At 43.1% G+C, this 20,741-nt stretch carries 23 protein-coding genes; 21 read left to right on the top strand and 2 right to left on the bottom strand.

What is annotated here, in order from left to right; genetic code table 11:
- Positions 1-25 precede the first annotated feature (25 nt).
- From CTY48_RS03805 to CTY48_RS03795, 3 genes are all read left to right on the top strand, one after another.
- On the top strand, positions 26-358 hold the full coding sequence (locus tag CTY48_RS03805; protein ID WP_099467186.1) for a HAMP domain-containing protein: 333 nt from the start codon (positions 26-28) through the stop codon (positions 356-358).
- A gap of 17 nt (positions 359-375) precedes the next feature.
- A complete protein-coding gene (locus CTY48_RS03800) occupies positions 376-1,296 on the top strand; it encodes a methyl-accepting chemotaxis protein (protein WP_099467185.1) in 921 nt (306 codons plus the stop codon).
- Between the two features lie 232 nt (positions 1,297-1,528).
- Positions 1,529-2,980: a subtype B tannase gene (locus tag CTY48_RS03795; RefSeq protein ID WP_099467184.1), complete on the top strand. Its 1,452-nt coding sequence runs from the start codon at positions 1,529-1,531 to the stop codon at positions 2,978-2,980.
- Positions 2,981-3,376: 396 nt separating this feature from the next.
- Here the strand turns inward: CTY48_RS03795 and xylA are convergent, their stop codons facing one another.
- Positions 3,377-4,693 carry a xylose isomerase gene (gene xylA, locus CTY48_RS03785; protein ID WP_099467183.1) on the bottom strand — a complete coding sequence of 439 codons (1,317 nt, stop codon included), beginning with the start codon at positions 4,691-4,693 and terminating at the stop codon, positions 3,377-3,379.
- 171 nt (positions 4,694-4,864) lie between these two features.
- On the opposite strand from xylA, the gene CTY48_RS03780 reads away from it, so the two are divergent.
- From CTY48_RS03780 to CTY48_RS03740, 9 genes are all read left to right on the top strand, one after another.
- The gene (locus CTY48_RS03780) at positions 4,865-5,806 is read left to right on the top strand and encodes a helix-turn-helix transcriptional regulator (protein ID WP_099467182.1); all 942 of its coding nucleotides are present in this window, start codon (positions 4,865-4,867) and stop codon (positions 5,804-5,806) included.
- Positions 5,803-6,660 (top strand): MurR/RpiR family transcriptional regulator, encoded by an 858-nt coding sequence (locus CTY48_RS03775; protein ID WP_099467181.1) that lies wholly within the window; start codon positions 5,803-5,805, stop codon positions 6,658-6,660. Before CTY48_RS03780 ends, CTY48_RS03775 begins: the two co-directional genes overlap by 4 nt.
- 161 nt (positions 6,661-6,821) lie before the next feature.
- Positions 6,822-8,294 (top strand): 6-phospho-beta-glucosidase, encoded by a 1,473-nt coding sequence (locus CTY48_RS03770; protein ID WP_099467180.1) that lies wholly within the window; start codon positions 6,822-6,824, stop codon positions 8,292-8,294.
- A 93-nt stretch (positions 8,295-8,387) separates the two neighbouring features.
- Complete coding sequence (locus tag CTY48_RS03765) at positions 8,388-10,088, top strand: menaquinone biosynthesis decarboxylase (protein ID WP_099467179.1); 1,701 nt, start codon at positions 8,388-8,390, stop codon at positions 10,086-10,088.
- A complete protein-coding gene (locus CTY48_RS03760) occupies positions 10,075-10,947 on the top strand; it encodes a UbiA-like polyprenyltransferase (protein ID WP_099467178.1) in 873 nt (290 codons plus the stop codon). The genes CTY48_RS03765 and CTY48_RS03760 overlap by 14 nt, the downstream gene beginning before the upstream one ends.
- A 242-nt stretch (positions 10,948-11,189) precedes the next feature.
- Positions 11,190-11,777, top strand: a complete 588-nt coding sequence (locus CTY48_RS03755) for a UbiX family flavin prenyltransferase (RefSeq protein WP_099467177.1) — start codon at positions 11,190-11,192, stop codon at positions 11,775-11,777.
- On the top strand, positions 11,767-12,723 hold the full coding sequence (locus CTY48_RS03750) for an ABC transporter substrate-binding protein (RefSeq protein ID WP_180272627.1): 957 nt from the start codon (positions 11,767-11,769) through the stop codon (positions 12,721-12,723). Before CTY48_RS03755 ends, CTY48_RS03750 begins: the two co-directional genes overlap by 11 nt.
- A 12-nt stretch (positions 12,724-12,735) precedes the next feature.
- Positions 12,736-13,515, top strand: coding sequence for an ATP-binding cassette domain-containing protein (locus CTY48_RS03745; RefSeq protein ID WP_099467175.1), 780 nt, complete (start codon positions 12,736-12,738; stop codon positions 13,513-13,515).
- Positions 13,512-14,255, top strand: coding sequence for an ABC transporter permease (locus CTY48_RS03740; RefSeq protein ID WP_099467174.1), 744 nt, complete (start codon positions 13,512-13,514; stop codon positions 14,253-14,255). The genes CTY48_RS03745 and CTY48_RS03740 overlap by 4 nt, the downstream gene beginning before the upstream one ends.
- 77 nt (positions 14,256-14,332) lie before the next feature.
- Here the strand turns inward: CTY48_RS03740 and CTY48_RS03735 are convergent, their stop codons facing one another.
- Entirely contained in the window at positions 14,333-14,818 is a 486-nt protein-coding gene (locus CTY48_RS03735; RefSeq protein WP_331463137.1) for a hypothetical protein, read from the bottom strand.
- 229 nt (positions 14,819-15,047) lie between these two features.
- Here CTY48_RS03735 and CTY48_RS03730 point away from each other — a divergent pair, with 229 nt between their 5' ends.
- The 9 genes from CTY48_RS03730 to CTY48_RS03690 all read left to right on the top strand — a co-directional run bounded on the left by CTY48_RS03730 (position 15,048) and on the right by CTY48_RS03690 (position 20,700).
- The gene (locus CTY48_RS03730; protein ID WP_099467172.1) at positions 15,048-15,404 is read left to right on the top strand and encodes a hypothetical protein; all 357 of its coding nucleotides are present in this window, start codon (positions 15,048-15,050) and stop codon (positions 15,402-15,404) included.
- Complete coding sequence (locus CTY48_RS03725) at positions 15,397-15,615, top strand: (2Fe-2S)-binding protein (protein WP_099467171.1); 219 nt, start codon at positions 15,397-15,399, stop codon at positions 15,613-15,615. The genes CTY48_RS03730 and CTY48_RS03725 overlap by 8 nt, the downstream gene beginning before the upstream one ends.
- 218 nt (positions 15,616-15,833) lie before the next feature.
- Complete coding sequence (locus CTY48_RS03720) at positions 15,834-16,523, top strand: Crp/Fnr family transcriptional regulator (protein WP_099467170.1); 690 nt, start codon at positions 15,834-15,836, stop codon at positions 16,521-16,523.
- A 126-nt stretch (positions 16,524-16,649) separates the two neighbouring features.
- On the top strand, positions 16,650-17,351 hold the full coding sequence (locus tag CTY48_RS03715) for a DUF542 domain-containing protein (RefSeq protein WP_099467169.1): 702 nt from the start codon (positions 16,650-16,652) through the stop codon (positions 17,349-17,351).
- On the top strand, positions 17,351-18,538 hold the full coding sequence (locus CTY48_RS03710; RefSeq protein ID WP_099467168.1) for an oxygen-binding di-iron domain-containing protein: 1,188 nt from the start codon (positions 17,351-17,353) through the stop codon (positions 18,536-18,538). Before CTY48_RS03715 ends, CTY48_RS03710 begins: the two co-directional genes overlap by 1 nt.
- Positions 18,539-18,568: 30 nt before the next feature.
- A complete protein-coding gene (locus CTY48_RS03705) occupies positions 18,569-19,582 on the top strand; it encodes a S66 family peptidase (protein WP_099467167.1) in 1,014 nt (337 codons plus the stop codon).
- 55 nt (positions 19,583-19,637) lie between these two features.
- Positions 19,638-19,907, top strand: a complete 270-nt coding sequence (locus tag CTY48_RS03700) for a hypothetical protein (RefSeq protein ID WP_099467166.1) — start codon at positions 19,638-19,640, stop codon at positions 19,905-19,907.
- A 29-nt stretch (positions 19,908-19,936) separates the two neighbouring features.
- Entirely contained in the window at positions 19,937-20,368 is a 432-nt protein-coding gene (locus tag CTY48_RS03695) for a hypothetical protein (protein WP_099467165.1), read from the top strand.
- Between the two features lie 38 nt (positions 20,369-20,406).
- Complete coding sequence (locus CTY48_RS03690; RefSeq protein ID WP_099467164.1) at positions 20,407-20,700, top strand: Dabb family protein; 294 nt, start codon at positions 20,407-20,409, stop codon at positions 20,698-20,700.
- Positions 20,701-20,741 lie beyond the last annotated feature (41 nt).

The raw sequence follows: 20,741 nt of genomic DNA, 5'->3' as shown, positions 1-20,741 counted from the left end.
TTAGGGAACTTTAGGAGATATACAAATGAAGAAGAGCATTATACAGAGATATTTAATTTTAAGTATTTTATCAGGAGTTATAATGGGAGTGATATTTCCCATGTTTGCCAGCCTGTTTATGACTGCAAAATCTGAGACAGCGGCATCTTATTTCACGGTGGCATGTGTGTTTGCCGGCATTATAGTTGGAGTGATTTCTTTTGGAATTGGGCGGGTGACGCTGATTAAGACAATCGGAAAATTAAATGAGCATTTCAAATATATGGGCGAGGGTGATTTTACGCATGAACTTCATATTGAAAGTGAGGATGCCATCGGTGAGCTAGCTTATAACTTAAATGAGATGAAGGATTCCTGAAAGAGCTGATTAACACGGTGAAGGACAAGTCCGCTGTCATAGACAGCGTTGCAAATGGAAATGTGCAGGGCTTGTCCGAGCTTCACCAGCAAATTGAAGAGGTTAATACATATGCGGAAGACGTATCGAGTGATATGGAGGTTGTTTCCCAAAATGCGGCAGTTCTTAATTCTGTTTCATCTAAGATTGAAGAAGCAGTCAAGTTGATCGCCAAAAAAGCGACAGAGGGAAGCGATATTTCGGAGGATTTTTCGCAAAAAGCAATCTCTGCCAGAAGTTCGATTGAAGGCTCTATCAAAACCGCTGAAACGCTTTTGCAGGAGACGAGCACAAGACTGGAGGAAACCATTCAAAATGCACAGGTTATCGATGAAATCAGTGTGCTTTTGACGGCAATTATTCAGATTTCATCAAGGACCAACCTTCTTGCATTAAATGCTTCAATTGAATCAAGCCGAGCGGGTGAAGGCGGAAAAGGCTTTTCTGTCATTGCACAGGAAATCCGTGAGCTGTCTCTCAACGCTGCGGATAATACAGGAAAGATTGACGTAGTTATCAAGGAAGTAGTAAAAGCGGTAAAAGAATTAATTCAGGAATCAAGTGAACTTTTGAATTTTATATCAAACAATGTAAAGAAGGACTATCATGATTTCTCTAAAATAGTGGAGCAGTATAGCAGTGATGCTTACCACATCAACTGCATGGTCGGGGATTTCCGGGATACCGCACAGCAGCTTTCTTCCTCTATTGCAAGTGTTTTTTCACGGATTGAGGATATTGTAAAGTCGGCAGACAACAGCTCGGATAAGGTGAACTTGATTTTCCAGGAAGTGCAGGCTTTGCTTAGTGAGGCGACTGCCTTGGTAGGAGAGACAGATTTGTTAAATGAAAGCTCAGGGCACTTGAAGAGCTCGATTGCGGATTTTAAGTTGAATTAAAGATAAGATAGGATTTGAATAAATGGAGCTGTTGCCTGAATTGGCGGCAGCTTTTTTATACAATAGGAAAGTTCTCCGAACTTCCTATTGTATAAAAAACTATTTATGCGTACCTCGCAGAAGTATTCCGAAATGGAATATATCAACTCTAATATGGAATTGATATCAAAATACCGATTTCGTATAATGAAACTAATAATAGTATATCGGTGAGGCAATGGAGGAGGTAAATATGGCGTATAAGCTAGAGTTTGATAATGAAAAGTACACGGTTGAGACGGTGATATTGGATGACAAGGAGCTGACTTACCGCGCTTTTGAAAATATTGTATATGTGAAAAATCCCGTAGATATAAAATATCATTCGCTGAGTATTTTTGTGCCGGAGGCATATTATGAAGAAAAGACTTTTGGAGCATGGGATTTACATACGGCACCAATCTTTTTTCCGAACACCGTGGGCGGCTATATGCCGGGACCTGTCGAGCGTCCGGGGAAAAATTTTATGGGAGATACGAATGCCACGTTTTATGCGCTGCTTCGGGGCTTTGTCGTTGTGTCTGCCGGAGTGAGGGGCAGAGGTCTAAAAAATAAAGAAGGAAAGTTCATTGGTACGGCACCGGCCTGTGTTGTGGATCAGAAGGCGGCAATCCGCTATCTTCGCTATAACAAGGGAAAGGTACCGGGGGATGTGGAACGGATTATCACAAACGGAACAAGTGCCGGCGGTGCGCTTTCTTCTTTGCTTGGAGCAACGGGAAATCATGCTGACTACGAGCCGTATTTGAAAGAGCTTGGTGCGGCTAAGGAGAGAGATGATGTTTTTGCGTCCTCCTGCTATTGCCCAATCACCAACCTAGACCATGCGGATATGGCGTATGAGTGGGAGTTCTGCGGCTTAAATAATTACCACAGAATAAAATTTGGTCCGCCTGCAAAAGGTGAGGTAAGACCGACCATGACACCGGTGGACGGTGAGATGACGAGTCTTCAGCAGGAACTTTCCAAGGAGGCGAAAGCGTTGTTTCCGGCTTATTTAAACGGGCTGAAGCTTAGAGACGCGGACGGAGCAGTCATGGAAGCGGATGAGGACGGAGACGGAAGTTTTAAGGAGTTTGTGACGAAACAGATTATGGCATCGGCGCAGCGGGTGTTGGACCTTGGTAAGGATTTACGGAATATGCAAAGCCCGTCTCATAAGGCAACAGCCGGAAGCCTTGACTTTCTGACCGTGGAAGCTGGAAAGGTGACAGCCGTTGACTTTGAAAAATATGTGCTTTTCCGAACCAGAATGAAGGAGACACTGGCATTTGATAACATTTCAATGGGAACACCTGAAAATGAGCTGTTTGGAACCGCAGACACCGAGTTTCGCCATTTTACAGAGTTTAGCAAAAGGCATAGTGCTGTAAACGGTGAGCTGGCAGACGAAAAGCAGGTTAAGATGATGAACCCGATGAATTACATCGAAGATAACAAGGCTGACACGGCGAAACATTATCGTATTCGCCACGGTGCGGTGGATAGAGATACTTCACTTGCGATATCGGCAATACTGACGCTGTTTCTTCGAAACAATGGTGTCGAGGTGGATTATCACCTGCCTTGGGGTGTTCTTCATGCGGGTGACTATGATTTAGATGAGTTATTTGAATGGATGGATGCGATATGCAGTAGTATTTGATTGTCAATATGAGCTATATAATGGAACTAGCCACCTCTTATAAAATGATTATACTTGACAAATTTGCCTGCGTTAATATAATTAAAAGAAAATGGGGGTGATTATAATTATATTGCAAAAAAATACAATTATTAAAATATCATTATTATTTATACTGGTTTTTTTATTTTTACTTGGAATAATATTAATACTTAAAAGCAATTCATGGGGGATAGGGAGTGAACTGAGTATGAATTTAGCCGGAAGTATTATTTCAATTTTTGCTGGTTTTGGATTATTATTTGAAATAAAAAATAGAAATTTTATTGATTGATATAACAAAATGGAGAGGAGTCCGTTGCTTATTTTTTGGGAATGCAACGGACTCCTCTCTGTTTTATCTTGTATATACCTTATTTATTTTACATTCACAATATATTGGTTCAAAATAGCTTCCAGCATCTCCTGACGGCCGGAGGTGTTCTTTGTCACACCATGCTCAAGTGAATAAGCTTCCAGCTCTTTAAAGCCAACCTTGCCCTCAACAATGTCCTTGCCAAGTCCTTCTGTGTAGCTTGCATAGCGTTTTGCCTTGAAATCCTCTAACACTTTGTCATCCAGCAATGCGGCAGCAACCTTCAAGCCGTGAGCAAAGGTATCCATTCCGGCAATATAGGCAAGGAATAAATCGTCCTCCTCAAAGGAGCCGCGGCGTACCTTAGAGTCAAAATTGAGTCCGCCCTTTGTCAGTCCGCCTGCCAGTAAAATTTCATACATAGCAAGTACGGTGTCATAAAGGTTAGTCGGGAATTGGTCTGTATCCCAGCCAAGCATCGGATCACCTTGATTGGCGTCAACACTTCCGAGTACTCCGTTAATCCGGCACTGATTCAATTCATGCTGGAAGGTGTGCTGTGCAAGCGTTGCGTGATTTGCCTCAATATTCAGCTTGAAATAGTCGATTAAATCGTATTTTCTTAAAAAAGCAAGTACGGTAGCTGTGTCAAAATCATACTGGTGCTTTGTTGGCTCCTTCGGTTTTGGCTCAATTAAGAATTGTCCGGTAAAATTGATTTCCTTTGCATAGTCAACCGCCATTTTCAAAAGGCGTGCCAGATTGTCAAGCTCCAAACCGGTATCTGTGTTTAGAAGTGTCTCATAGCCCTCACGTCCGCCCCAGAATACATAGTTTTCGCCGCCAAGCTCTTTTGTAATTTCCATCGCCTTTTTAATCTGTGCGGCAGCGTAAGCAAATACAGTTGCGTTGCAGGAAGTTCCTGCGCCGTGAACAAATTTGTCATCGCCGAAGGCATTTGTTGTGCCCCAGAGACACTTGATTCCGGTGCGCTTCATTTCCTCTTTGATTACTGCAACAATTTTATCCAAGATCTCATTTGTCTCTGCAAGAGTTTTTCCTCTCGGTGCAATGTCTGCATCATGGAAGCAGAAAAACGGAATCTGCATCTTTTCCATAAATTCAAACGCTGCATGTACACGCTCGATTGCCTTTTCAACGGAATCTTCCGTCACATCCCAAGGACGGTACATTGTAGCTCCGCCAAACGGGTCGTTTCCCATATAAGTAAAGGTGTGCCAATAGGACATGGCAAAGCGGCAGTGGTCCTTCATCGGTTTTCCAAGCACAAGTTCTTCGGGGTTATAAAACTTAAAGGAAAACGGGTTTTTGCTCTCTGCTCCCTCATAGTTGATTTTTCCTACATTAAAATATGACATATTGCTCCTCCTTTATAAAATGATTATCGTTATCTGTTACCTTTATTATAGCGGTTTATGGGAAAAAATCATGGGCTTTCTTACCCAATAAAATAGTACAATCTTACCTTTTAGCTTTCCTTTTTTTTGTTTTTTTATTATAATAGAATTTATAATAGGGAGGAGAAGTACATGAAAGGTGAATTTGAGATTATACAGTCTGATAGTATTAAATCGGTCAATCTGCTGTTCAATAAAATCAAATATCGTTCGCCCCATATGCACAAGGAGTTTGAGCTTGTTTACAATCTTGGTTGTGAGGCAATTTTTCATGTGGGAACGATGCGAAAATCATTTCAAGCCGGCTCCTATGTGATTTTTAACCCCAATCAGGTTCATGAGATTGAGGCGGCAGGGCAGAATCCTTTTATGATTTGCCTTCAGATTGCACCGGAGTTTTTTGAAAACGTTGCCCCGTATATCTCCTATCTGGAATTTGACTCCTTTTATCTTGCAAAATATGAGAATGACAGACTTCACAAACTGATGTTTGAGCTGTCAAACGCCTATCTTTGCCAGGGAGAACATTACAGCTTGGAATGTGCGGCACTTGTTTATCAGATATTCAAAGAGCTGTTGGAGGAGTTTCCATACCATATTACAACGGAGCTTGAGAAAAAGAGCAATGAAGAAAAGGCACTGCGCCTAAAGCGGATTCTTCGCTATGCCAAAAACCATTATATGGAGAAAATAAGCTTAAAATCGCTTGCTAAGGAGGAAAATTTGTCCTTGAACTATCTGTCGCGCTTTATCAAGGAAAATTTAAACCGCTCCTTTCAGGAATACATTGGAGAGCTTCGTTTTAATCAGGCAAAATATTTGATTCGCAATACAAATAAGAGCCTGCTGGAGATTTGTCAGGAATGCGGTTATTCCGACTATCGGTATCTCTATCAGGTATTTATGAAGCATTATGAATGTTCGCCAAAGCAGTACCGCAGTCTGAGTGTGCAGGAGGGTGCCGTCGCGGCGCCGGATTCTATCGAGACAAAGCTGTTTAGGCAGGAAGCTTTGGAGATGATACGAGATAAAATGAAATTAAAAACACCAACGAATATAGAGGTAACCAAATGATACTGGAAAAGCTGCGTAATCAGTCAGGATTTACGGGAAGTGAAAAAAGCATAGCGGACTACATCTTAAGCCATGCGGAGGAGGTGCAGCAGTTTACGGCAGAGGAGCTTGCCAGGGAGACGCTGACGAGCAAATCCTCCGTTATACGGCTGTGTAAGAAGCTTGGAACGACAGGGTATCAGGAATTGAAAAAGCTGATATTTGCGGAGAATGCGCTGGCGAACAAAGCACCTGATCCCGCTTCGCTATTCGCTCTCGACAATAAGAGTAAATATTCTGATTATATGAAAACACTTGATTTTCTCTATGAGAGTGTGCTTTCCAAAATGCATGAGCAGCTCGATCACAATGTGATAAAACGGGTTACGAACCAGCTCAACCAGATGGACCGGATTGATTTTTATTCCTCCGGGCTTGGCTATGCGATTGGAGAGGCAACGGCGCATAAGTTTGGCACGATCGGAATTGAAAGCTCTGCGTTTACTTCCATCAATGAGGCATTTTGGGTAACAAATAAGAACAATGTCAAGGTGGCGGCTATCGTGATCAGTCTCTCGGGCAGAAACCCGTCCATCATAAACATTGCGAAGTCATTGAAGCGCTATGGTATTTATGTGGTCGGCATTGCGGGAGCTGCCTCAAAGGAGATGAAGCAGCACTGTGATGAGGTTGTCCTTATGGTGGAGGGGAATATTCCGGCAGGCATTGAGCACAGTGCCATCGGAATCAGCACGAATTATATTTTTGACCTTATCTATATGGGACTTCTCGTAAAACGCTATGATAAACAGAAGGACCTATATTTGAAAATGAAACGGAATTTTGAAGGTGTAACAGAAACCGAAATTACTTAGAAAAACAAAAAGGCTTTCCGGACTGACACGATAGTGTCAAAAGGAATAGCCTTTTTCTGACAGTTTGGTCCAAACTCCTTCTAAATAAAGAAAACAGTTTTTGGTTATGCTATACTTTGGTTAACAGGAAACAGAAATTGATCGCATAGGAGGAGAAAAGAATGAGTTTACCAAAAAATTTTCTATGGGGCGGTGCTACCGCTGCAAATCAGTTTGAAGGAGGAGTTTTTGAGGGCGGTAAGGGCTTGAGCACTGCTGATGTTGTGACAGCGGGAAGCCATACCGTATCCAGAAGAATTACCTTTACGACAAAAGAGGGCGAAGAATGTGCACAGGATATCATGCCTTACAAAGGACTGCCGGAAGGCGCTGTGTGCGGCTTACAGGACGGTCAGTATTATCCAAGTCATGTCGGTATTGATTTTTACCATCACTATAAAGAGGACATTGCGTTATTTGCAGAAATGGGTTTTAAGTGCTTCCGCCTCTCCGTCAACTGGGCAAGACTATTTCCGGTTGGTGACGAGACAGAGCCAAATGAGGAAGGACTTAAATTTTATGACGCCGTGTTTGACGAGCTGAGAAAATATAACATTGAGCCGGTAGTTACGATTTCCCACTATGAGACTCCCCTTGGACTTGCAAATAAGTACGGCGGCTGGCTTGACAGAAGATGCATCGGCTTTTTCGAAAACTACTGCAGAACCTTATTTACCCGCTACAAAGGAAAAGTAAAATATTGGATGACTTTCAATGAAATTAACATTATGGGAATGCTGCCGTTTTTTGCAGGCGGTGTGACACAGATGACACCTCAGGTACAGGCTCAGGCGGTACATCATCAGTTCGTTGCCAGTGCAAAGGTGGTAAAAATGGGACATGAGATTGACCCTGAGAACAAGATAGGGCTTATGATTGCTTATGGAGCAACCTACGGCTTGACAAGCAGGCCGCAAGACCAAGCCTTGGCGATGGAGAATACCAAAAAATATCACTTCTATTCCGATGTTATGGTAAGAGGATATTATCCTGCGTATCAGCTTAAGGAATATGAGCGCCAAGGCGTAAAGCTTGAAATGGAGGCAGGTGACGATCAGATTCTAAAAGAAGGCTGCGTGGATTACCTTGGTTTCTCTTACTATACTTCAAGTTGTGTATCTTCGGAAGAAGGAGAGGATATCGGCGGTAATTTCTCCATGGGTGTAAAAAATCCTTATGTCAAAGCAAGTGACTGGGGCTGGCAGATTGACGGCATTGGCCTTCGTATTGCATTGAATACGCTGTGGGAGCGCTATCAGAAGCCGCTGTTTATCGTGGAGAACGGTCTCGGAGCAGTTGATAAGGTGGAGGCAGACGGAAGTATTCAGGATGACTACCGCATTGCTTACCTAAAAGAGCACATTGAACAGATGGATATCGCTGTAAACGTAGACGGTGTTGATCTGATGGGATACACGCCTTGGGGCTGTATTGATTTGGTATCTGCCGGAACCGGAGAGATGAAGAAGAGATATGGTTTCATCTATGTAGACAGGGATGATGAAGGAAACGGAACACTTGCCCGCTCCAAAAAGAAATCCTTTGATTGGTACAAGAAGGTGATTGCGAGCGACGGTGCTGATTTAGAGAACTAGAATACAACAAACCCTCAAATGTCTAAAAAGGTTTACAAACTTATCCAATTGGATATATAATAATCTCGAAGTAGCAAAGAAAGAGGTATTTTCATGGCTTATCGAGATTTGCAGAGCTTCCTGACGGATTTGGAGGCAAAAGGGGAATTAAAGAGAATAAAGGTACCGGTATCACCGGAACTTGAAATAACTGAAATAGCGGATCGTGTGAGTAAATCGCACGGTCCTGCTTTGCTGTTTCAAGAAGTTAAGGGGTCAAAATATCCCGTTGTGATGAATGCAATGGGAAGCTACAAGCGTATGAGCATGGCGCTTGGAGCGGAGAATCTGGACGATATCGGTGAGGAAATTGCCCGCTATTTAAATTTTGAGCAATATTTTTCAATAAGCGGACTGGTGAAAAGTATTCCGAGATTTTTTCGGCTTTTGCATGTGTTTCCGCATAAGAGTTTTCGGCGCGGGAAATGCCAGCAGGTTATTGAGAGAGAGCCTGATTTGTTTTCCTTGCCTGTGCTAAAGTGCTGGCCGGAGGATGCAGGGAGGTTTTTTACGCTGCCGCTCGTATTTACGAAAGAGGCGGGAAGCCGCCGGCAGAATGTCGGTATGTACCGGATGCAGATTCTAGATCGGACAAGCACAGGGATGCATTGGCACAAGCACAAGGATGGTTCCAAAATATTTGCTTCCTATGCTGAAAAAGGTCAAAAGATGCCGGTTTCGGTTGCGCTTGGCTGTGATCCGGCAATCACCTATGCCGCGACAGCACCGCTCCCAAAGGAAATTGATGAGATGATGCTGGCAGGCTGGCTTCGAAAGAAAGGCGTCAAGCTTGTGAAATCTGTCACAAATGATATTTATGTTCCGGCAGATGCCGAGTTTATATTGGAGGGGTATGTGGACCCGACCGAGGAATTGGTGCTGGAGGGTCCTTTTGGCGACCACACAGGCTATTACTCACTGGCGGATTTTTACCCCCGTTTTCATGTGACGTGTATTACCCACAAGAGGGAGGCGGTTTATCCTGCGACTGTGGTGGGCAAGCCTCCGATGGAGGATTGTTATATGGCGAAGGCGACGGAGCGTATTTTTCTGCCTCTCTTGCAGATGCAGATACCGGAGCTGGTTGATTTGAATCTTCCGCTTGAGGGAGTTTTCCACAACTGTGCCATTGTTTCGGTTAAGAACAATTATCCCGGCGCGGCACGCAAGGTTATGAATGCGATGTGGGGCATGGGGCAGATGATGTACACAAAGCTTATTGTCGCTGTGGATGAGACGGTGGATGTTCAAAATCTTGAGAAGGTGAAGGAAGCGGTTCTAAAAAACGTGAAGGTAAGAGAGAGTCTTTTCTTCTGTGAAGGTCCGCTGGATGCACTGGATCACTCATCCGGCAAGGCACTTTACGGCTGCCGTCTCGGTGTAGATGCAACCAAAAACAATCTGCCTGCGGAAGAAGGGTTGGAGGACACAATCGTGATTCTGCCAATCAACAAGACAAAGGATTTCGAAGGAAAACAAACCGTGACGGAATACATGGGGATAAATCCCGAGAAATTTGTTATCTGTGTGGATAACACCGTTGATCCAAAGGATAGTTCAACGGTGATGTGGAAGGTATTTAACAATATTGATGCGGGAAGAGATTTGGTAATTCTCGGACAAAAGATTGGCATTGACGCGACAAGAAAATTAAAGAGTGAGGGACTTACGAGAGAGTGGCCGAATGACATTGAGATGACAGAGGAAATGAAGCGCGCGGTCACGGAAAGGTGGACAGAATATGGAATTGATTAAAAAGATAGGAAGAAAGATACAGGCATACGGAAAGCTTGTTATGTTTTCACATACGATATTTTCCTTCAGCTTTGCCTTGGTTTCCATGGTTCTTGCCGCCAAAGGACTTCCGAAGATTTCGACGCTTATCTGGATTTTGGTTTGCTTTATGGGAGCCAGAACCGGTGCAAATGCAATAAACCGCGTTATTGATGCAAAGATTGATGCGAAAAATCCAAGAACTGCAGGCCGGCAGCTTCCGCAGGGCGAGATGAAATCGGGCGAAGTAATTGTATTTACCGCAATCTGTTTTATCGCCATGCTGTTTGGTGCGTACAAGCTAAATTGGCTTTGCTTTGCACTCTCACCGATAGCACTGTTTTTACTTATCATTTACTCCTACTGCAAGCGCTTTACCTACCTCTGCCATCTGGTACTGGGTGTGACCTGCGCCTGCGCTCCGGTTGGCGCATGGCTTGCCGTGACAGGGCGCTTTGAGTTTATTCCGCTTGTAATGGGAGCTGCGAACACACTTTGGGTTGCAGGCTTTGATATTATTTACGGTTGTCAGGATTACGAGTTTGACACACAAAACGGACTTCACTCCATACCGGCTCGTTTTGGTGTGAAGGGCGCGCTTATGATTGCGATGCTGTTTCACATCATTACGCTTTGCTGTCTGATTTTGATAGGCATCTTAGTGCCGCAGTTTGGTATTATTTATTTTATCGGCATCGGAATAATCGCAATCCTGTTTGTCGCAGAATACCGCATGGTTTCGCCGACAAACCTCACTAATGTAAACATTGCCTCCTACAGTGTCAACCAGCTTGTCAGCATCACCTTGCTGGTGTTTGGACTGCTGGACGCGTTTGTATGATAGATACCAGAGTCAAAAGGTCATGCGTTTCATGCTTGCATGAAAACACATGACCTTGGGACCCGCAAAACATGAGAAAGTAGCCCGAATAGGGCGGATTTCGAATGTTTTTAGGATTGTGGGAGCACAAAGTGCGTAACAATCCGTAGGTATCAAGGAGTAAAATACTTTTGAACCCTTCATCATAATAAAAAATCGCGAGAATATTTGTTAAAAAAATATCAAAAAGGATACAGATGAAAATGAAGAAAATAATTTTAGGGCTGACAGGCGCAAGCGGAAGCATCTATTTTCTACGCCTGCTGGAGCAGCTATCTATGCGGGACATGGAGATACATGTTGTGGCATCTTCTCTTGGGGAAGAGGTGTTAAAATACGAAACAGGCACCACTTTGTCCGAGGAGATAGAGCGCTTGAGCAAAAATAAGGCAAAAATTGTGCATGAGGATAACAGCAATCTGTTTTCCGCTGCTGCAAGTGGCTCCAGCCGATTTGATGGGATGGCAATCGTGCCCTGCTCAATGTCGAGTCTTGCCAAAATCACATGTGGAATAACGGATACGCTTCTTACAAGAGCGGCGGACGTTATGCTGAAAGAGCGGCGAAAGCTCGTGCTTGTACCGCGGGAAGCACCTGTCTCCACCACACATTTGCAGAATATGGCAAAGCTTTCAGGAGAGGGAGCCGTTATTCTTCCGGCTATGCCCGGCTTTTACAACCATCCTCAGACGATGGATGATTTGATTAATTTTGTCGTGGGAAAAACCCTCGACGCATTAGAAATTGAAAATGAATATTATGAAAGATGGGAAGGACACTATGAAAAATAAGATTATTACAACACTGTTAGTTTTTACAATGCTGCTTGCAGCAGCAGGCTGCTCAAAAAAGGAGGAGGCGGTATCCGCCGACGCTCCGAAGGAAGTGATTCGCATCGGTATGATGTCATCCTCCGATGTTATTCCTTATGTACTTATCAATGAAAATAATCTTGCAGACAAATATAATTTTGAACTGGATTTGCAGGTGTTTACTTCCGCTAAGGACCGTGACGCTGCATTTCAGGCAGGAGAACTGGATGGTGTGCTTACCGATTATGTAGGTATCTGCATGTATCAAAATGCTGGATTTGATGTAAAAATCACAGGTATCACAGACGGTGATTATATTCTGGTAGCAGGTAAAAACAGTGGCATTACTGATATCAGCCAGATTGCAGGAAAGAGCATTGCAATTTCAGAAAATACTTTAATTGAATATACATTGGACAGTATTTTGAAAGCAAATGGAATGGAAGCAGCAGACGTGGTAAAAGAGGTTGTTCCGAGAATTCCGGATCGTTTGGAGCTTCTTAGAAATGACCAGATTGACCTTGGACTTTTGCCGGAGCCTTTTGCAACACTTGCCTTAGCAGACGGAGCAATCCAGCTTGGCACTGCAAATGAGAATGGACTTTACCCTGCTGTTTCTGCATTTTCACAGACCGCACTGGACAGCAAGAATGAGGCGATTCGCAACCTTTACAAGGCATATAACGAAGCGGTTGACTACATGAATGAAACAGATTTGTCCGAATATGAAAAAACAGTAATCGAGGCAGTCGGCTATCCGGAGGAAATGATCGGTAAAGTTGAAATTAAGCCATTCCGTACAAGCCAGCTTCCGCCAAAGGAAGATGTTGAGGCAGCCGTGGCATGGGCAAGTGAAAAAGGATTATGTGATGCTTCCTTGACCTACGAGCAGGTTACTTACGATGTTTACAGTGAGGCGAAATAACAGGTGAAAAACATGCTGATAATCGATGAAATTTCCGTAAGCTACAAAAGAAAGGGCAGTCAGGTGCCGGTGCTCTCCGATTTCTCCCTCAATCTGGGGGAGGGAGAGATACTTGCCGTGTTAGGGCCGTCTGGCTGCGGTAAGTCAACGCTGATTCAGGTGCTTGCAGGAATGCTCCTGCCTGACAGCGGTGCGGTTTACATGGAGGGAGAAGGTGCAAACGTACCTTTGAACCCTAAATTTCATAAAATTGCGGTTATCCCTCAAAATTGCGGTCTTCTTCCGTGGAAAACCCTGCGCCAAAACTGCCTTCTTCCGCTTAAACTCCGAAATCGCCATGTTGAGGAGGCAAAGAAAGCAGAGCTGGAAGAGATGTGTCGCGAGCTGCAGCTTGATACCCTATTGGAGCGCTACCCACGCGAGTTAAGCGGCGGGCAGGTGCAAAGAGGAGCAATCGCCCGCGCTTTTTTGCAGGAGCCGGATCTTTTGCTGATGGATGAACCGTTTTCTTCCTTGGATGCAATTACGCGTTTAGACGGCTGGGAGCTTTTCTTGAAGATTTGGCGTCAGAAGAAGCCGACTACGATACTGGTGACGCACAGCATGGAGGAGGCACTGTATCTTGGGAAGGAAATTCTTGTACTTGGAAGAGAAGGCGGCAGACAGCTTGCACGCATTCAAAATCCTTATTTTGGCGAGATGGAGCCGGAGGAAGGCGATTTTCTTGTGCAGAAGAAACGGCTTCATAAGCTTTTGCAAGCAGATGAGAATGAGAGGGAGGTGCAGTTTTGAAAAAATTAAGAACGCATTGCCTTCATTTTCTGGAAGGGTTTCTTCTCCTGAATCTTCTCTGGTATATCGGCTATCTGGCAGCGAATACGACAGTAGTTCCCAATCCTGTTGATGTGTATGCCAACTTTGGAAGAGTATGGAAGGACCATATTTTGATACATATCCTCATCAGCCTCAAGAGGATTGGAATCGGGCTTGCGCTTTCTCTGGCGGTAGGTGTCCCGGTCGGAATGCTTATGGCATATTCAAAGGGAATAAACAAGGTGCTTTATCCGCTTGTCTATTTCAGCTATCCGATACCAAAGACGGCACTGCTCCCGGTTGCCATGCTCTTGCTTGGCATGCGTGACGGCTCGAAGGTTGCGATTATATTTTTGATTATTGTCTTTCAGGTCATTGTCGCCGTGCGAGACAGCATTCAAAATATTGATTCCTCCCTTTATCTCGTGACAGTCAGTGCAGGAGCTTCACCGCTTCAGGTCATTTGCCACATCACCCTTCCTGCAATTTTGCCGGAGCTGCTCACGAGCCTTCGTATTTCCCTCGGAACAGCGGTGTCCGTATTATTTTTTGTGGAAGGTTATGGAACAAGATACGGAATGGGGTATTATATTGTGGATTCGTGGTCTAGGATTGATTACATCGGAATGTACAGTGGAATTATCGTAATTTCGATTGTAGGCTTTTTGCTCTTTGCAGTGACGGATTTCCTTTCTGAGAAGCTTTGCGCTTGGAAATAAAGGAAACTGGTTTATGATATAAAAAGATTATGAGAGCCCGTCCGGCGGTGAAGCCGGGCGGGTTTTTGTGACCAAGGCTATTCTTCGGGTATCAAAAAATTTTGCTCTGTCCGGTGCTTGAGCAGTATGACCCACCGTGCAATCGGCTGTGCAATACATAATTCAACCGCAAACGAAATTGAAAAATTTCTCGGCCACAGATAGAAGAAGCGACGGATAGGAAGCATGGTGACAGCACCGGTGCCAATCCATGTTCCGATTATGGTCAGGAAAATAGACATAAGGAAAACCGTGCATAAGATATTGACGAGCATCACAGTATTAAAGCTATCGCCGTCCTTCACGATTTTGTGGGTGAGCCACTCAGCGGGACGATAGGTCAGCAATACCAGGGAAATAACGCTCAGCCATATAAACGGAATAACCTTCAGGGCATCTGCCCATACATACAGATGAAATCCTGCCTCAAAGCAGGTAATAAGCGGCGCAATAATATTTACCGAAATGACTGAAATAACAGTCATAAACAGCGCAAATTCTTTCTTGTTTCTAGGTAACTTCATGTAAAAATCCATTTTAAATCCTCAGCTTTCTTTTGATTTTCTGCGAAAAAAAGCGTGAAACCAACAAATGGTCTCACGCTGAACAGTTATACGCAGTGATTAAACTTTTAGTATTCTATCATAAATTTTTAGAAAAAGTCAAGATAAGTTTCATTTATTGTCAGTTGCTAAAAAGCACAGCGATATAGTAATATGGAAATATCTAAAAGGTTCGTTAAGGAGGCAAATGATGAAAAAAGAAAACAAAAAACAAGAACACTGCCCGCACTGCAAGAGACATTGCTCCCTTAACAATCCTCATTGCAGTAAAGGCGAGGCATGGGCGAAGGAAAAAAAGAAGCAAAAGAAAAATAAAGTGAAATCAGTCAAAAAACAGAAACAAAATGTTAATAAGCAGATAAGTGAAGAGGAAAATAAGACACTGCTTTATTTGCTGCAAGACTGCAATACCTTGCTTGCAAACCAATCAGCAGAGGGAACCACTGCTTTTTCTGTGCTAAAGAAAAAGGAACGCGAATACTTGGAGTCGGTATTGAGAAAGCTATCTAAAAGGTTAAAGAAGAAAGGGGAGGAAAGCCATGAGTGATATGAATCAGGATATTGTGGACAAGTACACCAAGGTCTGTATCTGCAAGGCAATCAACAAAAGCACGATGAAAAAGGTGATTGCCGAGGGAGCGGATACGCTGGAAAAGGTGCGAAAGGCTACCGGGGCGGGAAGCGGGAGCTGTGGCGGCAGACGATGTACTCCGAAAATTTTGGAGCTTTTGGAGGAGTCTGAGCAACTCCATTCTTAAGGGCAAAAAGTTGTATATAAAAAGATGTAAAGGATATGCAATCATAGATGCATAAGGCAAAATAATGCATCTATTAATACATAAAAGCTGCAACAAGATTTAAAATAATATATAATGAAGTCATTGGTGATATAAAGCACTCGAAAGGGATTGAGGGGGACAATGTTTAGAAATTTATAACTTTACAAGAAAAATCCACCACAGGAAAGGAGCAGAACATGGAATATAACTGTATGACATGCAATCACCTGTGTACCTCCAAGATTGCGCTTTTTGAGCCGCTTTCCGTTGAGGAACAAAAGGAACTGATTGCGAAGGCACAGCACCTTGACTACAAGAGGGGCGATACTATTTTTCATGAGACGGATACCGCGGATAAAATCATGATTGTCCGCTATGGAAAAATAAAAATAAACCGTTACTCCTTTGAGGGAAAAGAATATGTTTTGGATATCCTTGTGGATGGAGATATATACGGAGAACAAAATATTTTCGGCGGAAAGAGCTTTGGGGCAAATGCCGTCCCGCTCGGTGAGGCGGGAGTCTGTTTGATTTCTCAGAGCGATATCCAGGCTTTGATTTTAAAAAGACCTGAAATCGGTGTGAAAATATTAAATGTAGTAGGGGAAAAGCTTTCTCTGACCAATGAACTGGTCCGGCTCTTGTCCGTCAACGATGCCAAGGCAAGGGTAGCGGGCTTTCTTTTACTTCGAAGCAGCCGAATAAAAGGAAAGACGATAGAGCTGACGAGAGAGGATATCGCCGCCTATATCAATATAAGAAGAGAGACCATAAGCCGAAAGCTTGGAGAATTGCAGGCAGAGGGTGCAATCAAGCTGGAGGGTAACAAGAAGATCCATGTACAAAATACAGATATTCTGCGAGAAATTTTTGAAAATGCCGATTGAGTAAAAACTTTTATATATTTTTTGAAATAATGATTTGAATCACATTTTTATTCTTTTAACTTGGATATACTATGCTTACAAAAGGAACAAAACATTTTGAAACATAGATATATAGGAGGATAAAAAATGATTACGAACGACATGAAGGTAACAGATGTAGTAAAAGCATATCCCAGAGCGGTTGAAATATTTAATGATTTTCACATTGATTATTGCTGCGGAGGAAAGGACAGGCTGGAGGATGCAGTTGAGGAGCTTGGAATTGATCCAAAGAGTTTTATTGAGCTGCTGAATAAGAAGCTTGTGAAGGAGGGTTCTCACACAGAGAACAGAGAGGTGCTTGAGGTAGGGCGTTTGAGTGAAATGGAAGTGCCTGAACTTATCGACTATATCGTTGATACTCATCACACAAAGGAGAGAAAGCTCCTTGCGGAAATTGATGGGCTGATAAATAAAGTGCTTCTTGCACACTACGAACATCACCAGGAACAGCTTGTTTCGCTGCACGGACTTTTTTCCGATTTGAGAAAAGAGTTACAGGAACATTTTGCAAAAGAAGAAAAACTCACGTTTCCTTATATGAAGAAAACCTATTTAGGCGGCGGAAGCCCTGCATATGTAAAGGAGCTGGAGGATGAGCACGAGGCAGCAGGAAGTATCATAAAGGAGATTGAGGTGTGCACCAATGATTTTACGGCCCCGGAGGACGGCTGTGCCTCCTATCACCTGACGTTTCAGAAACTGCACGAGTTAGTGAAAGATGTTTATATTCATATCTTTACGGAAAACGCACTATTATTTCAGAAATATGAAGGAGGAATACAATAATGAAGAAGCATGTAAAAAACAATGTATACTGGGTTGGATTTATGGATTGGGAACTGGAGACCTTTCACGGATCGGAATATTCCATCAATCATGGCTCAAGCCAAAATGCCTACCTGATTAAGGAAGAAAAGACAGTCTTAATCGACACGGTTTGGAAGCCTCATTCTACGGAATTTATTGACAATTTGGAAAAAGAAATTGATTTGAATGAGATTGATTTTATCGTTGCAAACCACGGTGAGGTGGATCACAGCGGTTCCCTGCCGGCACTGATGGAGAAAATACCAAACACTCCAATTTACTGTACGGCAAGCGGTGTAAAGTCTTTGACAGGTCAGTATCACCATCCGGAATGGAATTATCAGGTTGTAAAGACCGGCGATTCAATCGATATCGGAAACGGAAAGAAGCTTATTTTTGTTGAGATGAAAATGCTTCACTGGCCGGATAGTATGGCGACCTACATGACCGGAGACAATATCCTGTTTTCAAACGATGCATTCGGACAGCATTATGCGGTGGAGGAGCTGTTTAACGACAAGGCGGACCAGTGCCGTCTGTGGGAAGAAGCGAGAAAATACTATGCTAACATTTTAAATCCGTTCTCTGCACTTGTAAAAAAGAAGGTTGAAGAAATCCAAGGCTTAAATCTGCCGATTGATATGATTGCCACAAGCCACGGCTCCATTTGGAGAGAAAATCCGATGCAGATTGTGGAGAAATATTATGAGTGGTCACAGAACTACCAGGAGGACCAGATTACGGTTGTCTACGACACGATGTGGGACGGAACCAAACAGCTTGCTCACAAAATTAGTGCTGAGATTGCACAGCTTGCACCAAATACAAGGGTAAAAATATTTAATATATCAAAGACAAACAAAAATGATATTATGACAGAGGTATTCAATTCCAAGGCAATCGCAGTTGGAGCACCGACAGTAGGAGGAAGTGTTATTTCTTCGATGGGAGGCTGGCTTGATTTCCTCAAGGAGTTAAAGTTTAAGAACAAGAAGGCTGCAGTGTTTGGCTGCTATGGCTGGAGCGGCGAGGGCACAAAGGTGCTTCGTGAGAGATTAGAAAACGCAGGCTTCTCCGTAGTGGAAGCAGAGGCGAAATGCCAGTGGAATCCGGAAGAGGAGGATTTTAACAAGGCAGCGGAGATTGCCAAGGCATTATGTGAATAGAAATTCTAATACAGCAAAGGGAAAGACAACATGAGATATCCTAGATTACTAAAAAAAGGTGATACAATCGGAGTATGCGCGCCCTCCTCAGGAGTGGCGCCTTATCTGCATGGAGTGCTGGAACATGCAGTTAAAAATGTGGAACAGTTAGGCTACAAGGTCATATTGACCGATTCTGTAAGACATGATGAAAAAATGGTGAGTGCAGATGCAAAAACCAGAGCAAAGGAATTTATGGAGCTATACATGAATGAGAAAGTGCGAGCAATTATCCCGCCCTATGGAGGAGAATTTTTGATGGATATGCTTCCGCACCTTGATTTTGATGAACTTTCCAAACTGGAAGCAAAGTGGATTTGCGGCTATTCTGACATCACCACGCTGCTTTTGCCGCTAACTTTAGTTAGTGATATTGCAACCGTTCATGGCTCAAGTTTTATGAACATGGGCTTTAAAAATATTGACCCATCGGATTTATTTCTATATAATCTATTATCAGAAGATAAAACGATACAGCACAGCTCTGAAAAATACGGTGAATTTTGTAACTACGGGGATGAAACAGGGGAGACATATATTCTGGATAAGGAAACTCTGGTTATCCCGATTGGAGGCTCGCCGGAGGGAAGCTTTTCGGGGCGGATGATTGGCGGGTGTATGGATGTGCTTTGTCCCTTGATTGGAACAAGGTTTGCAGATACTTCTGCTTTTTTTGAAAAATATAAGAATGATGGTTTTATCTGGGCACTTGAGAGCTGTAATATGAATTCTACACAGCTTTACCGTGCCTTTTGGCAAATGCGGCAAAACGGCTGGTTTCTCCATTGTAAGGGACTCCTAATCGGACGTCCTTACGGATATTCGCAGCAGCAGGACTTCAATCTTGCAGATGCCTTTCGGCTGGCGTTTGACGGCATGGATATCCCAATACTATTCGGCTGTGACATCGGGCATATTCCACCCCAGATACAGTTGATAAACGGCTCCTTTGCCACGGTTGAGTTTAAGGACAATAAGATGAAAATTATGCAGGAGCAGATTTGACGGGAGAGAATAATTAGTATATATTTGATAGAAAATAATTAGGGGAAAAATGAACATGAAAAAAATAATAATGATATTACTGGCAATTTTTACAATGAACGTATTTGTGGGGTGTACTGAGGAAGAAAACAATGTGGTTGTAACGGATGGAAACTACATAATGAAGCAGTACGGGGAAGAGATAGCAGGGCTGCCTAGCCTTACCATTGAAGGTGATAAAATTTCATTTTCCTATGATATGTTGAGCAGTTACTTGCCATATGGAAGCTATACGGTCGAGGAGGACTTGCTGACAATGACAACCGATGACGGAAAATATTCATAGATATCGTAAACAGGAATAAGAAAAAGTTTTTGAAAATCGATCTGCGGGGGATTAACGTTGTCAGGCGTGCCATCAAGAAGTTTGACAGGAGTGAGCAGAACGCAGTTGAGGTTCGAAAGAGGATATATAAGCTGTATAAATCGAATGATATGTATGTGCTGGAGAAATTAAAAGCACTGGATGAAGGCAATTCGCTGGTAAAAAAATATATAGCAGACTATGAGCTTTCCTTGTCCATATGGAGCGGACATGAGGAGAAGGATGACTTAAAGCGAGAGGAAGGCTTGGTAAACGAAGAAAACGTGACGCTAAATGTAGAAGACATTGTAACACTGGGATTTCAAATTGAGCGTAACAATATCCAGACAATGTATGAAAACGGACGTATCTCTTGGGAGACAGCGCAGAGGATGCGTGAAAATATATCACTGATGGAAATACAGTTGGCACGCAATAATTAAAAATAGCGGAACAACACTCTGAAAGGAATGAATATAACATGATAAAACACATTGTAATGTTTAAATTACAGGAAAATGAAAAGACAGAGAATCTGGAAACGGCAAAATCAATGCTTGCAAGCTTTGAGAAAGAGATACCGACACTCAAAAAGCTTGAGGTAGTATGCAATCATAAGGAAACACCGGAAACTAACTGCGATTTAGCGCTTATCTGTGATTTTGAAGATATAGCCGGCTTAAACGAATACCAGAAACACCCGACACACGTGGCATTCGGAAAGTTTATCACGCAGGTGAGAGAAAGCCGTGCCTGCATTGACTATGAGTACTAAGAGAAGTCGGTAAAAATCTAATCATTATAAAAAGGAGAAAT

Origin of the sequence: Konateibacter massiliensis (genome assembly GCF_900184995.1) — a bacterium.
Classification (GTDB): domain Bacteria; phylum Bacillota; class Clostridia; order Lachnospirales; family Lachnospiraceae; genus Lachnotalea; species Lachnotalea massiliensis.
This window is presented reverse-complemented; position numbering and strand designations above follow the sequence as displayed.

What these genes read in the sequence shown, in the direction of transcription:
- CTY48_RS03720 (WP_099467170.1), top strand. Translation starts at nt 15,834, where the DNA reads ATGGAATATAACTGTATGACATGCAATCACCTGTGTACCTCCAAGATT.
- CTY48_RS03780 (WP_099467182.1), top strand. Translation starts at nt 4,865, where the DNA reads ATGAAAGGTGAATTTGAGATTATACAGTCTGATAGTATTAAATCGGTC.
- CTY48_RS03725 (WP_099467171.1), top strand. Translation starts at nt 15,397, where the DNA reads ATGAGTGATATGAATCAGGATATTGTGGACAAGTACACCAAGGTCTGT.
- CTY48_RS03760 (WP_099467178.1), top strand. Translation starts at nt 10,075, where the DNA reads ATGGAATTGATTAAAAAGATAGGAAGAAAGATACAGGCATACGGAAAG.
- CTY48_RS03730 (WP_099467172.1), top strand. Translation starts at nt 15,048, where the DNA reads ATGAAAAAAGAAAACAAAAAACAAGAACACTGCCCGCACTGCAAGAGA.
- CTY48_RS03765 (WP_099467179.1), top strand. Translation starts at nt 8,388, where the DNA reads ATGGCTTATCGAGATTTGCAGAGCTTCCTGACGGATTTGGAGGCAAAA.
- CTY48_RS03805 (WP_099467186.1), top strand. Translation starts at nt 26, where the DNA reads ATGAAGAAGAGCATTATACAGAGATATTTAATTTTAAGTATTTTATCA.
- CTY48_RS03750 (WP_180272627.1), top strand. Translation starts at nt 11,767, where the DNA reads ATGAAAAATAAGATTATTACAACACTGTTAGTTTTTACAATGCTGCTT.
- xylA (WP_099467183.1), bottom strand. Translation starts at nt 4,693, where the DNA reads ATGTCATATTTTAATGTAGGAAAAATCAACTATGAGGGAGCAGAGAGC.
- CTY48_RS03735 (WP_331463137.1), bottom strand. Translation starts at nt 14,818, where the DNA reads ATGAAGTTACCTAGAAACAAGAAAGAATTTGCGCTGTTTATGACTGTT.
- CTY48_RS03795 (WP_099467184.1), top strand. Translation starts at nt 1,529, where the DNA reads ATGGCGTATAAGCTAGAGTTTGATAATGAAAAGTACACGGTTGAGACG.
- CTY48_RS03755 (WP_099467177.1), top strand. Translation starts at nt 11,190, where the DNA reads ATGAAGAAAATAATTTTAGGGCTGACAGGCGCAAGCGGAAGCATCTAT.
- CTY48_RS03745 (WP_099467175.1), top strand. Translation starts at nt 12,736, where the DNA reads ATGCTGATAATCGATGAAATTTCCGTAAGCTACAAAAGAAAGGGCAGT.
- CTY48_RS03705 (WP_099467167.1), top strand. Translation starts at nt 18,569, where the DNA reads ATGAGATATCCTAGATTACTAAAAAAAGGTGATACAATCGGAGTATGC.
- CTY48_RS03715 (WP_099467169.1), top strand. Translation starts at nt 16,650, where the DNA reads ATGATTACGAACGACATGAAGGTAACAGATGTAGTAAAAGCATATCCC.
- CTY48_RS03775 (WP_099467181.1), top strand. Translation starts at nt 5,803, where the DNA reads ATGATACTGGAAAAGCTGCGTAATCAGTCAGGATTTACGGGAAGTGAA.
- CTY48_RS03710 (WP_099467168.1), top strand. Translation starts at nt 17,351, where the DNA reads ATGAAGAAGCATGTAAAAAACAATGTATACTGGGTTGGATTTATGGAT.
- CTY48_RS03700 (WP_099467166.1), top strand. Translation starts at nt 19,638, where the DNA reads ATGAAAAAAATAATAATGATATTACTGGCAATTTTTACAATGAACGTA.
- CTY48_RS03770 (WP_099467180.1), top strand. Translation starts at nt 6,822, where the DNA reads ATGAGTTTACCAAAAAATTTTCTATGGGGCGGTGCTACCGCTGCAAAT.
- CTY48_RS03690 (WP_099467164.1), top strand. Translation starts at nt 20,407, where the DNA reads ATGATAAAACACATTGTAATGTTTAAATTACAGGAAAATGAAAAGACA.